The sequence below is a fragment of the Micromonospora sp. Utrum1 genome, from assembly GCF_057197805.1.
Map to the genome: position 1 here is coordinate 7,035,549 of NZ_CM170071.1, position 14,117 is coordinate 7,049,665.

General features: G+C 74.4%; 16 protein-coding genes. 4 read left to right on the top strand and 12 right to left on the bottom strand.

The genetic code is table 11. The features are described 5' to 3' along the window. Positions 1 to 21: 21 nt before the first annotated feature. From AC0OLQ_RS33100 to AC0OLQ_RS33135, 8 genes are all read right to left on the bottom strand, one after another. Positions 22 to 999, bottom strand: coding sequence for a lysophospholipid acyltransferase family protein (locus tag AC0OLQ_RS33100; protein ID WP_484532498.1), 978 nt, complete (start codon positions 997 to 999; stop codon positions 22 to 24). Between the two features lie 227 nt (positions 1,000 to 1,226). Continuing rightward, positions 1,227 to 2,300 (bottom strand): NAD-dependent epimerase/dehydratase family protein, encoded by a 1,074-nt coding sequence (locus tag AC0OLQ_RS33105; RefSeq protein ID WP_484529404.1) that lies wholly within the window; start codon positions 2,298 to 2,300, stop codon positions 1,227 to 1,229. A 120-nt stretch (positions 2,301 to 2,420) separates the two neighbouring features. Further along, entirely contained in the window at positions 2,421 to 2,522 is a 102-nt protein-coding gene (locus AC0OLQ_RS33110) for a 30S ribosomal protein bS22 (protein WP_007465623.1), read from the bottom strand. Positions 2,523 to 2,741: 219 nt separating this feature from the next. After that, positions 2,742 to 2,951 carry a helix-turn-helix domain-containing protein gene (locus AC0OLQ_RS33115; protein WP_046564428.1) on the bottom strand — a complete coding sequence of 70 codons (210 nt, stop codon included), beginning with the start codon at positions 2,949 to 2,951 and terminating at the stop codon, positions 2,742 to 2,744. Between the two features lie 230 nt (positions 2,952 to 3,181). Then, positions 3,182 to 4,366 carry an ABC transporter permease gene (locus AC0OLQ_RS33120; protein ID WP_357334599.1) on the bottom strand — a complete coding sequence of 395 codons (1,185 nt, stop codon included), beginning with the start codon at positions 4,364 to 4,366 and terminating at the stop codon, positions 3,182 to 3,184. Next, a complete protein-coding gene (locus AC0OLQ_RS33125) occupies positions 4,363 to 5,232 on the bottom strand; it encodes an ABC transporter ATP-binding protein (RefSeq protein ID WP_484529405.1) in 870 nt (289 codons plus the stop codon). Before AC0OLQ_RS33125 ends, AC0OLQ_RS33120 begins: the two co-directional genes overlap by 4 nt. Continuing rightward, entirely contained in the window at positions 5,229 to 6,623 is a 1,395-nt protein-coding gene (locus AC0OLQ_RS33130) for an efflux RND transporter periplasmic adaptor subunit (RefSeq protein ID WP_484529406.1), read from the bottom strand. The genes AC0OLQ_RS33125 and AC0OLQ_RS33130 overlap by 4 nt, the downstream gene beginning before the upstream one ends. 29 nt (positions 6,624 to 6,652) lie before the next feature. Continuing rightward, positions 6,653 to 7,873, bottom strand: a complete 1,221-nt coding sequence (locus AC0OLQ_RS33135; RefSeq protein ID WP_484529407.1) for a hypothetical protein — start codon at positions 7,871 to 7,873, stop codon at positions 6,653 to 6,655. 81 nt (positions 7,874 to 7,954) lie between these two features. On the opposite strand from AC0OLQ_RS33135, the gene AC0OLQ_RS33140 reads away from it, so the two are divergent. Then, a complete protein-coding gene (locus AC0OLQ_RS33140) occupies positions 7,955 to 9,193 on the top strand; it encodes a hypothetical protein (protein ID WP_484529408.1) in 1,239 nt (412 codons plus the stop codon). Positions 9,194 to 9,444: 251 nt separating this feature from the next. Here AC0OLQ_RS33140 and AC0OLQ_RS33145 read toward each other — a convergent pair whose 3' ends face one another. Genes AC0OLQ_RS33145 through AC0OLQ_RS33155 form a run of 3 tightly spaced genes read right to left on the bottom strand, consistent with a single transcriptional unit; the run spans position 9,445 to position 11,133 of the window. Continuing rightward, positions 9,445 to 9,780, bottom strand: a complete 336-nt coding sequence (locus AC0OLQ_RS33145; protein WP_484529409.1) for a YrdB family protein — start codon at positions 9,778 to 9,780, stop codon at positions 9,445 to 9,447. Further along, entirely contained in the window at positions 9,777 to 10,346 is a 570-nt protein-coding gene (locus AC0OLQ_RS33150) for a TetR-like C-terminal domain-containing protein (RefSeq protein ID WP_484529410.1), read from the bottom strand. The genes AC0OLQ_RS33145 and AC0OLQ_RS33150 overlap by 4 nt, the downstream gene beginning before the upstream one ends. Next, a complete protein-coding gene (locus AC0OLQ_RS33155) occupies positions 10,339 to 11,133 on the bottom strand; it encodes an alpha/beta fold hydrolase (protein ID WP_484529411.1) in 795 nt (264 codons plus the stop codon). The genes AC0OLQ_RS33150 and AC0OLQ_RS33155 overlap by 8 nt, the downstream gene beginning before the upstream one ends. A 77-nt stretch (positions 11,134 to 11,210) precedes the next feature. Between AC0OLQ_RS33155 and AC0OLQ_RS33160 the strand changes: the two genes are divergently transcribed. Further along, the gene (locus AC0OLQ_RS33160; RefSeq protein WP_484529412.1) at positions 11,211 to 11,615 is read left to right on the top strand and encodes a VOC family protein; all 405 of its coding nucleotides are present in this window, start codon (positions 11,211 to 11,213) and stop codon (positions 11,613 to 11,615) included. 1 nt (position 11,616) lies between these two features. On the opposite strand, the gene AC0OLQ_RS33165 is transcribed toward AC0OLQ_RS33160, so the two are convergent. Next, positions 11,617 to 12,537, bottom strand: coding sequence for a proline dehydrogenase family protein (locus AC0OLQ_RS33165; RefSeq protein ID WP_357334584.1), 921 nt, complete (start codon positions 12,535 to 12,537; stop codon positions 11,617 to 11,619). 117 nt (positions 12,538 to 12,654) lie between these two features. On the opposite strand from AC0OLQ_RS33165, the gene AC0OLQ_RS33170 reads away from it, so the two are divergent. Both AC0OLQ_RS33170 and AC0OLQ_RS33175 read left to right on the top strand, forming a co-directional pair. Next, positions 12,655 to 12,930 (top strand): hypothetical protein, encoded by a 276-nt coding sequence (locus AC0OLQ_RS33170; protein WP_484529413.1) that lies wholly within the window; start codon positions 12,655 to 12,657, stop codon positions 12,928 to 12,930. A 1-nt stretch (position 12,931) separates the two neighbouring features. Then, on the top strand, positions 12,932 to 14,098 hold the full coding sequence (locus AC0OLQ_RS33175; protein WP_484529414.1) for a glutathionylspermidine synthase family protein: 1,167 nt from the start codon (positions 12,932 to 12,934) through the stop codon (positions 14,096 to 14,098). Positions 14,099 to 14,117: the final 19 nt, after the last annotated feature.

Genomic DNA, 14,117 nt, shown 5'->3' on the forward strand with positions numbered 1-14,117 from the left:
CCCCGGGCCGCAGCCGGTCGGTCAGGGGCCGAACGGGTCCGGGCGGCGTTCGAGCAGCCGGTGCAGGGTCTGCTGGATGGTCTCCCGCACCTGGTCGGCGAGGTTGAACACGACCAGCGGATCGTCGGCCGAGTCGCGCAGGTGCGCGGTCGGGATCGGCGGGCAGAACTCGATCAGCCACTTGCTCGGCAGCGGCACCATGCCCAGCGGCCCCAGCCAGGGGAAGGTCGGCGTGACCGGGAAGTATGGCAGCTTGAGCAGCCGGGCCAGCGGCTTGATGTCGGCGAGCATCGGGTAGATCTCCTCGCCGCCGACGATCGCCACCGGCACGATCGGCGTGCCGGTCCGCAGCGCCGCCGAGACGAACCCGCCCCGCCCGAAGCGCTGGAGCTTGTAGCGGTCGGCGTAGAGCTTGCCGACCCCCTTGAAGCCCTCCGGGAAGACACCGACCAGCTCGCCGTTGCCGAGCAGCCGTTCCGCGTCGGGGTTGCAGGCCACCGTGCCGCCGGTCTTGCGGGCGATCTCGGAGACCACCGGCATCCGGAAGACCAGGTCGGCGCCGAGCAGCCGCAGGTAGCGGCGCGCCGGGTGCCGGTCGTGCAGCGCGGCGGCGAGCACCAGCGCGTCCAGCGCCACCGTGCCGGAGTGGTTGCCGACCACCAGGCCGGCCCCCTCGGCGGGAACGTGCTCGACGCCACCGACCTCGGTGCGGAACCAGTCCCGGTAGAGCAGCCGGACCAGCGGGTGGAAGACGGCGTCGGTGAGGTCGGGGTCGAAGCCGAACTCGTCCACCTCGTAGTCGCCGGCGAGCCGTCGCCGCAGGAAGGCCAGCCCCTTGGCGACCTTCCGGTCCCAGTGGTCCCCCGGCCGGTCGGCCACCGCCGGCCCGGGCGGGGTCACGTCGCCCGGCCGGTCCTGCGCCCCGACCGGCTCGCCCGTCGGCTTCTTTGCGACGGCCTTCTTCGCGACCGCCTTCTTGGCGACGGCCTTCTTCGCCATCGTCTTCTTCGGGGCGGCCTCGCCCGGCGCGCCCGTCCTGGGGCTCGGCGCCGGCTCGTCGGTGGAGGTGTCCGGCTCGTCCGCGGCCGCCGGTGCCGCCTTCATCGTCGGCTCGGCGGCGGCCGCCGTGGCCCGCCGGTGCCCGTTGCGCCGCGCCGGCTCCGCGTCCGGCCCGGGCACGGTCAGCGGTACGTCGTACCGCGCCTCGCCCCGCTCCTCCGCCGCGCTCACGAGCGCTCCCGCACGGCCGACCGGACCTGCCGGATGCCCTCCAGCACCAACTGCTCGGCCGTGGCGAGCTGGTCCCGGGTCACCACCACGCCGCCATGGTGGGCGCGGATGAAGTCGTCGAAGGCGGCCGCGGTGGTGCGGGGCGTGAAGCCGTACTCGCGCTCCAGTCTGGTGGTGTCCACCACCCGACCGTGCACGAAGAGGTCGACCTGGTCCAGTCCGTAGCGGCCGAAGCCGAGGCTGCGGGCGATCGCGGCGAACCCGGCGAGGCCCGGCTCCAGCACCGGCACGGCCACCCGGCCGGCCCGGCGGATCGCCTGCGACAGCGAGAGCACACCCGGCCCGGCGACGTTGTACGTCCCGGCGTGCTCCTCGGCGACCGACCGGTGCAGCACCTCCAGGGCGTCGTCGAAGTGGACGAACTGCAGCCGCGGGTCCCGGCCGAAGACGGTGGGCACCACGGGCTGGGCGAAGTATCGGGTGAGCGTGGTGTCGGCGGTCGAGCCGATGAACGGCGCGAAGCGCAGCACGGTCGCGGTGACGTCGGGCCGGCGGCGACGGAAGCCGCGGACGTACCCCTCGATGTCGAGGATGTCGCGGCCGAAACCGCCGCGCGGCACCTCGCGTGGCTCGGTCTCCTCGGTGAAGACGGCCGGATCCCGGAACGACACCCCGTAAGCGGCGGTCGACGAGCGGACCACCAGCTTGCGTAGCCGGGGCGCCCGCTGGCAGGCGGCGAGGAGCTGCATGGTGCCGATGACGTTCTGTTCCTTCATCGCCGCCCGGCCGCCCTGCTGGGGGTCGGGGGCGGTGACCAGCGCCAGGTGCACCACGGCGTCGACGTCGAGGTCGACCAGGAGGCCGCCGAGCGAGTCGAGGTCGAGCCGGACCCGCTCGACCCCGGCGAGCAGGTCGGTGAGCTCGGGGCTCGGCGTGGCCGGGTCGACGCCGATGACGCGTTCGATGCGCGGGTCGGCGGCGAGCCGGGCGGCGACGTGCGCGCCGAGATAGCGACCGACCCCGGTCACGACGACGACCCCCGGAGCACCTGAGGTGCCACCGGGGGTCATGTCGTGCGCCTTGTCCGGCAGGCGGGATCGAGCCGGGACGTCCGCGGCCTGATCAACTGAGCCTCCGAGGGTCGACAGTTGGCAAGTGGTGCCGGGTGCCGGGCCGCAGCCCGGCCCCGGTCACTTGCCGAGACGGCGACGCTGGACGCGGGTCTTGCGCAGCAGCTTGCGGTGCTTCTTCTTAGCCATGCGCTTGCGGCGCTTCTTGACCACCGAGCCCATACGACAGCCTTTCGATGCAACGTGCGGGGCGGACCGGAAGACACCACGGGGGGTGGTGTCGTGACCGCTTGCGGACAACGGACCGGACCCGCGTGGTGGGCAGGGCACACCAGGGTGCGGTCACGGTCGGGGTCCAGGGTAGCCGGAGTGCATCAGCAGGACCAACGCGCCCCCGTCGATGCCCGTTACGTCGCACTCGCCGGCCTGGCCGGCGACGTGTCAGGCGGTTTCCTGGAACGCGCCCCGGAGGTATTCGTGCACGGCGTGCTCGGGCACCCGGAACGACCGACCGACCCGCACCGCGGTCAGCTCACCGCTGTGCACGAGACGGTAGACCGTCATCTTGGACACCCGCATGACCGTCGCCACCTCGGCGACGGTCAGGAACCTGACATCCGACAGTCGAGCGTCGGACTGCGACCCGGCCATGGCTCACCGACCCATTCCCATGCCCGGCGCGTGCCGCCGAGCAGGTTGTTTCCCGCCACGACGAGCGACGCGCGTGTTACCAGTACGGTAGCGGGGCGGCTGTGACCGGCGCGATCCCTTCCTTCGTTTGATCATGGATGGGCCCCTGGTCACCCCGTGTCGAGCTGGTGTTTTTCGCCCGGACGGGTGGCCTGTCCCGATCCCGGGAGCCCGCCATGGTTTCCGGGACGTCACTCGGCGCGCAGCGCCACCACGGGGTCGAGCCGGCCGGCGCGCTGGGCGGGCACCACCCCGAAGACGATGCCGACGGCCGCCGAGACGCCGAAGGCGAGCGCCAGGGACCACCAGGTGATCGCCGCCGGGATCGGCGAGACCGCGTCGACCAGCAGCGCGGTGCCCACCCCGAGTGCCATCCCGGTCAGCCCGCCGATCGAGGTGAGCAGGACCGCCTCCAGCAGGAACTGCACGCCGATGTCCCGGGGCCGCGCGCCGACCGCCTTGCGCAGGCCGATCTCGCGGGTCCGTTCGCGGACCGAGACCAGCATGATGTTGGAGACGCCGACGCCGCCGACCAGCAGCGAGATGCCGGCGATGGCGGCGAGGACCCCGGTGAGCACGCCGAGGATGTCGCCGAGCACGCCGAGGATCTGCTGCTGGGTGACCGCGCTGAACTCGGTGTCCGGGTGCCGGCGGGCCAGCTCGGCGACGATCCTCTCGCCGAGCTGGTCGATCCGCTCCCGGTCGGGCGCCTTCACCGCGATGCCGTCGATCCGCTGGGTCCCCCAGAGCCGCTGCGCGGCGGTCACCGGGATGTGCACCTCGTCGTCCCGGTCCACGCCGAGGCTCTGCCCGAGCGGGGTGAAGACGCCGATCACCCGGAACCGGACCCCGGCAAGGGTGACCTGCTGGCCGAGCGGGTCCCGGTCGGGAAAGAGCGCCCGGGCCACGGACGCGCCGAGCACCGCCACCCGGCGGCTGGTGTCCACGTCGGCGCCGCTCAGATAGCGGCCCCGGGCCAGCGAGCGGGTGAAGACCGTCGGGGTGGTCTCCAGCACCCCCTGCACGGTGGTGAAGTCGGAACGGGTGCCGGCCCGTGCGGTCGCGCCGGAGGCGATCGTGACGGCCACCCGGCCGGGGTCACCGACCACCCGGGAGACGGCGTCCACGTCCTTGAGGTCCAGCGGCGAGACCACCGGGGCGGTGCCGACGTCGAGCTTGCCGGGCACCACCAGGAGCAGGTTCGAGCCGAGGCCCTCCACCTGCTGTTCGACCTTCTGCTTGGTGCCGGTGCCGATGGCCACCAGCAGCACCACCGAGGCGACCCCGATGATCACCCCGAGCATGGTCAGCGCGCTGCGCATCCGGTTGGCCCGCAGCGCGTCCAACGCGACCCGCCAGGCCTCGGCCAGCCTCACCGGGCACCCCCGGCCGCGGCCGGTCCGCCGCTGCGCGGAAGGCGTCCGGTGGCTCCGGTGGCGCCACCGGAGCCACCGGACGGGTGCCCCGGGCCGCTTCCGGACGCGGACCGGGGCTCCGCGCTGGGAGCGGCGTCCAGTGTCTCAGGTCGACCGTCGCCGCCCGACAGCGGTCGATCATGAACGGTGTCGGACCGGATCAGCCCGTCCCGGACCGCGATCCGCCGGCGGGCCCGGGCCGCCACCTCCGGGTCGTGGGTCACCATCACCAGCGCCACCCCGGACTCGGCGTTCAACTGTTCCAGCAGCTCCAGCACCGCCTCGCCGGTGGCGCTGTCCAGGTTGCCGGTGGGCTCGTCGGCGAGCAGCACCGCCGGGTCGGTGACCAGGGCCCGGGCGATCGCCACCCGCTGCTGCTCGCCGCCGGAGAGCTGGTTGGGGCGGTGGCCCAGCCGGTGCCCCAGCCCGACCCGGCCGAGCACCGCCGCCGCGCGTTCCCGCCGCTGCCGCGCCCCGAGGCCCCGGTAGACCAGGGGCAGCGCCACGTTGTCCACCGCGGACGTCCGGGGCAGCAGGTGGAACGCCTGGAAGACGAAGCCGATGGTCTCGTTGCGCAGCGTCGCCAGCTCCGGCGCGGTCAGGGTGGTCACGTCCCGGCCACCGATCACCAGCCGGCCGCCGGTCGGCCGGTCCAGCCCGCCGAGCAGGTGCATCAGCGTGGACTTGCCCGAGCCGGAGGGCCCGATCACCGCCACGTACTCGCCCTGCTCGATGGTGAGGGACACGCCGCGCAGCGCGGGCACCGAGACCCCGTCCAGCTCGTACGTGCGGGACACGTCGACCGCCTCGATCGCGGCGACGCTCACGGCAGTTCCTGGCCGTCGTGGACCTGGTCGGCGCCGCGCACCACGATCCGGTCGCCGGCCCGCACCCCGCTGACGATCTGCACCAGGTCCTGCCCCTGCACGCCCACGGTCACCGGCACCCGGTCGGCCTTCCCGTCCCGCAGCAGCCAGACCGCGTCCCGCCCGTCGGCGGAGAAGACCGCCGAGGCGGGTACGGCCACCGCGTCGGCCGCCTCGCGGACCCGGAGGTGGACCACGGCGTTCATGCCGGGGCGCGGCGTCGGGGCGGCCTCGCCCTCGCCGAGCCGCCCGGCGCCGAGGCCGAGCCGGACCCGGTAGGTGACCCCGCCCCGGGCCGAGCTGGTCGGCAGCACGTCCACCGAGCGGACCGTGGCGTCGTACGTCGCGCCGGTCACCGCGTCCAGCTCGACCGTGGCGGTCAGCCCGGCCCGGACCAGCAGCACGTCGGTCTCGTCCACCTCGGCGAGCAGGCCGAGCTGCCCGGTGTCCACCACGGTCAGCACCGGCGTGCCCGCGGTGACCCGGCCACCGGCCGGTACCGCGTCGTCCACCCCCGCCGGCGGGCCGCCCTGCCCGGCCGCCCCGAGGGCCGACGGGTCGAGGCCGGGCACCGCGCCCCCGGCCGCGCCGAGCAGTCCGCCGAGGTCGGTCGGGGTGGCCGCCCGGGTACCGCCCGGCTGCACCACCCCGGCGATCGGGGCGCGCAGGGTCAGCGCGTCGACCGTCGCCTTGGCCAGGTCGTACGCCTGCTGGGCCTGGAGGCGCTGTGCGGTCGACAGTGCGCCGACGGCGCTGTTCAGCCCGGCCACCCCGCGCTGCACGGCACTGACCGCCCGGTCGGCGGCGCGGGCGGCCGACGCGTACTGCTGCTGCGCCGACTCGACCTGGAGCAGCAGCGCGGACCGCAACTGCGGGTCGCCGATCTTCCCGGCCGCCTTGCGGGCTGCGGCGAACGCCTCGGTGGCGGCCTGGTCGGTGTCCCGCCGGCGGCCGCCCAGGTCGCCGACGCCGACGCCCCGGCCGGCCCGCTTCGCCGCGCGCAGCGCCGCCCGGGCCTGCGTCAACCGGTCCCGCGCGGACGGCGAGTCGATCACGGCGAGCACCTGCCCCCGGGTGACCCGCTGTCCGGGCTGGACGCGCAGGCTGACCACGGTGCCCTCGGCGGGGGCGGTGAGGGTGGCGGCGGCCCGGGCGGTCACCGTGGCCGGCGCGTCGATCACCTCGGTCACCGGGGAGCGGCCCACCTGGGCCACGCTGACGGTGGCCGGATCGTCGCCGCACGAGGCGGCGGTGGCGCCGGTCAGCGCGACGACGGCGAGGAGGGCGGTGTGAAGGCGGAGGCGGCGGGCCGCGGGCAGCCGCGGCGAGGGGGTGCGGGCCACCCGGCCCATGCTACGACCCGTCGACCAGCATCGACGCCTCAGCCGGCGACCGCCCGGAGGTAGGCGACGCAGTCGTCGTGCAGCCCCGCCCAGGGCTCGCCGAACACCTCGTCGGCGGCCTCGGCCATCGACCGGCGTTCGTGCACCACGGCCCGGAAGAAGTCCAGCACCCGCTGCTCGCCGTACCGGTCGACCAGGTGACGCACGGCCAGGTAACCGATGCCGTAGGCGCCGCCGACCCGGTCGTCCGCCGCGTCGTCGGCCGGCGCCAGCGCGTCGAGCCGGCCGTTCCACCCGCCGCGGACGAGCCTGCGCACCTCGGCCAGGCCCTCGTAGCGGTCCACCGGCTGGCCGTCCGCGCCCGCGTACTCGGCCAGCCCTTCCACCAGCCACCAGCTCGACCGGTCCGCGTAGCCCCCGTCGGGCAGCGACGCGGCGTGGGTCAGCTCATGCCGGAGCAGGTCGTCGACGCCGGTCGGCGTCAGGCTCTGCGCGTTGAGCACGATGTCGTGGCGCCCGCCGCCGACGCCGACCGCGTACCCGGCGGTCCACTTCGGCCGGCCACCGCCGTACCAGCGCTGCCACTCGGCGCGGCCGGCGTAGTAGACCAGGTAGCGGTCCGGCGGTCGGCCGGCCACCGCGTACCCGTCGGCGACCCGGGCGGCGGCCTCGGCCTGGGCGAGCAGGCCGGGCAGCTTGGCCCGCAGCGCCGGCGTGGTGGCGACCACGGCCCGCTTCCCGACCGCCACGGCCAGGTCGCTGACCTCCCAGGGCCGCGCGCCGGCCGACGTCGCCCGGGACTCCTCGACCGCGGTCAGCCGGGGTTCGGCGTCACCCACCACCCGCCACCGGGTGCCCAGCTCGACGCTGCTCGGTGCGCAGCCCGGCACCACGAAGCAGTAGCCGACCGTCACCGTCAGCCGCCACTCCCCCGGCCGCCGGTCGACCGCCGACGGCACCCCGTCCGCCGCCGGTCGCCAGGCGGTGACCCGGAGCGCGCGCAGCGCGGCGTACCGCCGGGTGAGCGCGGGTCGGGCGGCGGGCTCGGCGACGGCGAGGAAGCCGGCCCGGTCACCGTTGAGCAGGGCGGCGGCCTGCCGGTCGAGCTGGGCCGCCATCCGCTCACCGAGGCGCCGCTCGGCCGCCGTGCCGCGGTCGTCCCGGCCCGCCGCCGGCCGTCCGGCCGCGTCGCGCAGCAGCCCGAGCAGGAGTACGCCGGGAACGCCGCACGCCACCAGCACGAGGACCAGCCCCAGCACCGTCCAGAGCCGCCAACGCCGCCGCCGGCCCGACAGCTCCGGTACGACCCCCGGCGTCGGCCCGCCGCCCGCGACGAACGGGTGAACGCCGGGCGGGTGAACGCCGGGCGGGTGACCGGGCGGGCCGGGCTGCGGCCGGGGTGCCGGGGCGACATCCTCGGCACCGTCGAGCGCGCACCGGACGGCTGGCTCGTCGTCCTCGGGCCCGTCGTTCCCGGCTGGCCCGTCGTTCCCGGCTGGCTCATCGTTCTTGGCCGGCTCGGCGTTTCCGGCTCGCTCGGCGGCGTTTCCGGCTCGCTCGGCGTTTCCGGCTGGCCCGTCGTTGCCGCTTGGCCCGTCGTTCTTGGCCGGCTCGGCGTTTCCGGTTGGCTCGGCGGCGTTTCCGGCTCGCTCAGCGTTTCCGGCTCGCTCAGCGTTTCCGGCTCGCTCAGCGTTTCCGGCTCGCTCAGCGTTTCCGGCTCGCTCAGCGTTTCCGGCTCGCTCAGCGTTTCCGGCTCGCTCAGCGTTTCCGGCTCGCTCAGCGTTTCCGGCTCGCTCAGCGTTTCCGGCTCGCTCAGCGTTTCCGGCTCGCTCAGCGTTTCCGGCTCGCTCAGCGTTTCCGGCTCGCTCAGCGTTTCCGGCTCGCTCAGCGTTTCCGGCTCGCTCAGCGTTTCCGGCTCGCTCAGCGTTTCCGGCTCGCTCAGCGTTTCCGGCTCGCTCAGCGTTTCCGGCTCGCTCAGCGTTTCCGGCTCGCTCAGCGTTTCCGGCTCGCTCAGCGTTTCCGGCTCGCTCAGCGTTTCCGGCTCGCTCAGCGTTTCCGGCTCGCTCAGCGTTTCCGGCTCGCTCAGCGTTTCCGGCTCGCTCAGCGTTTCCGGCTCGCTCAGCGTTTCCGGCTCGCTCAGCGTTTCCGGCTCGCTCAGCGTTTCCGGCTCGCTCAGCGTTTCCGGCTCGCTCAGCGTTTCCGGCTGGCCCGTCGTTGCCGGTTGGCCCGTCGTTCTTGGCCGGCTGGGCGTTTCCGGCTCGATCGGCGTTCTCTGCTGGCTCGTCGTTCTCGGCTGCCGGGATGCCGTCCGGCGCGGCAGTGCGGCCGGGTTCGCCGGCCCCGGCAGCAGCCGGGTGGCGGGCCGGACTGTCGCCGTCCGGCGACACGGTGGCCGGCTGCTCGTCGCCGCTCGCCGTCGCGTCGGCGGGCCGCTCGTCACCGTCGGTCACCGGCGAAGGGTACGACCAATCGGGCGAGGCGGGAAGAGTCCCCCGCGCGCCGCCCCGAGCCGAACCGGCTCCGCCCGCCCGCGCTCTCAGTTCGCCGCCCACAAACTGTTTCCCCGCCTACAAACTTGATGACGTAAACGCCTCAGCCCCGACGGCGAAGTGCCCGGACGAGATCTTGGTAGGAAACGGCCCCCAGAGGGGCCGAAATCGTCCAAGATCCGGGGCGAGCAAGAGAGCGGGCGCGGACACCGCCACCTCCCCGAGCCGGAGGGCCGCCGGGATCGGGGAGGTGGGGAGTCGTCTGTGGCGTCAGCTCGAACGGCGACCGACCCGAGCCACCGGGGAACCGCGGGGCGGAACTCGGAGCCGGTGGATCAGGGTCAGATCTTCTCGCCGGAGAGGGTGAGCAGGGTCTTGTCGAGCGCCCAGAGGGCCACCAGCACCGCGCCCGGCACGGGCCGCCCGGCCAGGGCGAGCAGCAGGCCGCCGGTGAGGAAGCAGGCGGCCTGCACGCTCAGCTTGGCCGGCGCGGGCAGCGCCACGGTGGCCCGGGGCGAGCAGAACAGCCCCCAGACCACGGCGATCGCCAGCGGCGCGCCGAGGCCGGCGAGCAGCCGTACCGGCCAGCCGGCGTCGAGGGTGAACCCCCACCAGCCGGCGGCCGCGAGCAGGGCCAGCTCCAGCAGGAAGATGAGCGTGAGCAGGGCGGCCTTCACCGGGACCTCCAGTTGCGGTACGCGGTGTCCAGCGCGGCCACCATCTCGTCGAAGGAACGGTCGATGTCCCGGGGCAGACCGAACCCGCCGGCCGCCTCGAGGGTGATGAACCCGTGCACCGCAGCCCGGAACATCCTGGTGGCGTCGACCGCCGCGTCGCCGCTGAGGTCGTACCCGCGCAGGATCGCGTAGATCGCGCCGACGGCCCGCTCGGCGGCGGCGAGGTGCTCGGGGTCGTCGGGGTCGGGCGCCCGCTGCGTGGCCGGGTAGCGGCCGGGGTGCCGGCGGGCGTACTCCCGCAGGGCGGTGGCGGCGGCGCGCAGCGCGTCGCCACCGGCCCGGCCCGCGGCGGCGGTGGTCAGCTCGGTGGCGACCTCCGCGGTGGCCAGCACGGCCAGCTTCTGGTGCAGCGCGTCCACGCCCCGCACGTGCTTGTAGAGGCTGGGCAGCGCGACACCGAGCCGGGCGGCGAGCGCGGCCAGGGTGAGCCGGTCGTGGCCGACCTCGTCGGCGAGCACGGCAGCCTCGCGGACCACGGTCTGCGGAGTCAGGCCGGCCCTAGGCACCGGAGGTCACCGCCAGGAACTCGACCAGGTCGGCGGCGGTCGCGTCGGGCTGGTCGGCGTGCGGGTAGCGACCGGAGTCGGCGATCATGCGGGCCTCAGCGGTGGCGAAGTGGCGGCGGGCGGCCCGCGCCTCGGCACCGGGGTCCGGGAAGTCCGGGTCCTTCGTGCCCATGAGCACCAGCACCGGCTGCCGCACCTCCCGGGCCCGCGCGGTCCAGTGCGGGTCGACCGGCGCGACCACGCCGCGCACCGCGGCCATCCGGCCGCGCAGCTTGGCGACCATCTCCTTCCGGTACGCGGCGTCGTCGGCCGGCCGCGCGCCCGGGAACAGGGTGCGGTGGAACATGCCGAACAGCCGCGGGCTGCGCAGCACGACCGCCTGGGCCGCCCGCAGCACCGGGTTCGGTTTCGGCGCGGCGACGAACGGGCTGACCTGCACGATGCCGTTGACCAGCGCCGGGGCGTCGGCGGCGGCGAAGACCACGGCGGCGGCGCTGGACGAGCTGCCGACCAGGGTGGCCGGGCCGCCGCCGATCGCCCGGACCACGGCGAGCAGGTCGCCGCCGATCTCGGCCGGGGCGTAGCTGGGCCAGCGCGGGCTGGAGTCGCCGTGCCCGCGCACGTCGACAGTGGCGACCCGGTAGCCGGCCGCCACCAGCCGGGGCACCAGGTGGCGGAAGGATCCCCGGTTCTCTCCCATGCCGTGCGAGAGGACCACCAGCGGCCCGTCCCCGTGCACCTCGTACGCGATGGTTCCGCCGTCCCGGTCCACCTGGCTAATCGTCATAGCCGCAAAGCTAATGCCATTAGCTTCCGCCGTCAAGGGTTGACCTCAAGTCGGGTGGAGCTCGGAGGATTTCGCGTATGCCGCTCTCCGCAGACACCCACGTACGCCTCGCCCGCCCCAGCCGCGACCTGGCCGTCGCCGAACGGTTCTGGGCCGACGGCCTGGGCCTGGACGTGCTCTACCGCGGCGCCGCGGACGGGCCCGGCGAGCACGACCTGGTGATGCTCGGCTGGCCGGGCGCGGGTTGGCACCTGGAACTGGTCGGCGGCGGGCAGCCGAGCGTCGCCCCACGCCCCACCACGGAGGACCTGTTCGTGCTCTACCTCGACGGGCCGGTCGACGACGAACTGGCCGACCGACTGGAACGGGCCGGCGGGACCAGGGTCTCCGCCGGCCCGTACTGGGACCGCTGGGGGGTGACGTTCGCCGATCCGGACGGCTACCGGCTGGTGCTCTGCACCCGGACCTGGTCGAACGCCTGAGTCACTTCTTCGACATCAGCGCGCGGCCGAAGAACACCATGTTGGCCGGGCGCTCGGCCAGCCGGCGCATCAGGTAGCCGTACCACTGGTCGCCGTACGGGACGTAGGTGCGCACGGTGTAGCCGTCGCCGACGAGGCGCTTCTGCTCCTCGGGGCGGATGCCGAACAGCATCTGGAACTCGAACCGCTCCGGGCCGCGGTCGAACCAGCGGGCCCGGTCCTCGCCGATGGCGATCAGGCGCGGGTCGTGGGTGGCCAGCATCGGGTAGCCGTCCCCGGACATCAGCACGTTCAGGCAGCGCACGTACGACTTGTCCACCTCGCGGGCGGACTGGTACGCCACCGACTCGGGCTCCTTGTACGCGCCCTTGCAGAGCCGTACCCGGGAGCCGGCGCCGGACAGCTCGCGGCAGTCCGACTCGGTCCGCCGCAGGTAGGCCTGGAGCACCGCACCGGTCGACGGGTAGTCCTTGCGCAGCTTGGCCAGGATGTCCAGGGTCGAGTCGGTGGTGGTGTGGTCCTCCATGTCCAGGGTGACCGTGGTGCCCGCCGCGTCGGCCGCCGCGCAGATCGCCCGCGCGCTGTCGTACGCGAGTTGCTCGTCGAACATCTGCCCGAGCGCGGAGAGCTTCACGCTGACCTCGGCGGCCGGGGTGAGCCCGGCGGCGCCGAGCAGGCGCAGCAGCTTGAGGTATTCGTCCCGGGTGGCGTTCGCCTGCTCCGGGGTGACGGTGTCCTCACCGAGGTTGTCGAGGGTGACCGCTTGGCCGTCGGCGACGAGTGCGCGGGTCGCGCGCAGCGCGTCGTCGGTGCCGGCGCCGGCGACGAACCGGCGGACGACATCCCGGGTGAACGGGGCCGTCGCGACGAGCCGCTCGACCTGGGATGACCGGGAGGCGGCGAGGATGACGGAACGGAGCATGAGCCGAGCGTAACGCCCGGCGGTGGGCCCGCGCCGGGGGCGGCGGGCAACGTCACGCAGCGTTCCGGTGGGGACCGCGGGACGGCCCGGCTGGCGGGGATCCGCTACAACGATCACGTGGAACGACGCCCCCGACGCCGGCTCCGGTCGGCCACCGTGCAGCTCGGCGCCCTGACCGCCCTGGCCCTCGCCCTCTCCGGCTGCAACACCGGATACGACGACGATGATGACGACTGCGCCCTGGGCCCGGCCGGCGGAGGTGCCGACACCGTCGCCGTGGCGCTGCGGGTCCCCGCACCGGCCACCGCCGCCCGGGACACCCCCGCGCCGGTCGCCGCGGCGCTGCCCGAGCGCGGCGGCTTCGGCACCCACCTCGCCTCCTGCGGCGGCTGAGGTGCGGCGCGAGGCGAGCACCCCGCGCCCCGACTGGGACGCCACCGTCCGGGCCCAGGGCCTGGTGTACGTCGACACCGAACTGCCCGACGGCGGGATCATGTCGTACTGGGACGAGACCGCCGCGTACGCCTTCGAGCTGGACGAGGTGCTCCGGCTGGAGGAGGCCACCGAGGAGCTGCACCGGATGTCGGTGGCCGCCGCCGAGCACGTGGTGGCCCGCAACCGGTACGCCGAGTTCGGCATCCCGGAGTGGGCCGCCGAGGCGGTCGCCCGGTCGCTGCGGGAGGCCCCGCCGACCCTCTACGGCCGCTTCGACCTCTGGTACGACGGCAGCTGGCCCCCGAAGCTGCTGGAGTACAACGCCGACACCCCGACCGCGCTGGTCGAGGCGAGCATCGTGCAGTGGTACTGGCTGGAGCACACCCGCCCGGACGCGGACCAGTGGAACAGCCTGCACGAGCGGCTGGTCGGCGCCTGGGCCAAGATCGGCGCCGGCCTGCACGACCCCCGGGTGCACGTGGTCTGGTCGGCGGAGGAGGAGTCGGGCGAGGACCAGATCACCGCCGGCTACCTGGCCGAGACCGCCCGGCAGGCGGGGTTGGACGTCACGCTCCTGCCGATCCAGCGGGTCGGCTGGGACGGGCGGCGCTTCGTCGACGCCGAGGACCGGCCGATCACCACCTGCTTCAAGCTCTACCCCTGGGAGTGGATGCTCGCCGAGCCGTACGGGCCGCCGGCCCTGGCGCCGGGCACCCCGACCACCTGGATCGAGCCGGCCTGGAAGCTGCTGCTGTCGAACAAGGCGCTGCTGGCCGTGCTCTGGGAGCTCTACCCGGGCCACGAGTATCTGCTCCCCGCGTACCTGGACTCGCCGCGCGGGATGACCGAGTACGTGGCCAAGCCGCTGCTCGGCCGGGAGGGCGGCTCGGTCCGCATCGTCAGCGCCGGCACCGAGATCACCAACCCGGGGATCTACGGCGACGAGGGCTTCTGCTACCAGGAGTTCCGGGCGTTGCCCGAGTTCGCGGGCAGCCGGTTGGTGCTGGGCAGCTGGATCGTGGACGGCGAGTCGGCCGGCGCGGGCCTCCGGGAGAGCGAGAGTCTCATCACGGACGGTTACGCGCGGTTCCTGCCCCACTACATCGACGCGCCGCGTAGCCCGTGAGTCGTCTACCGTTGGTGTC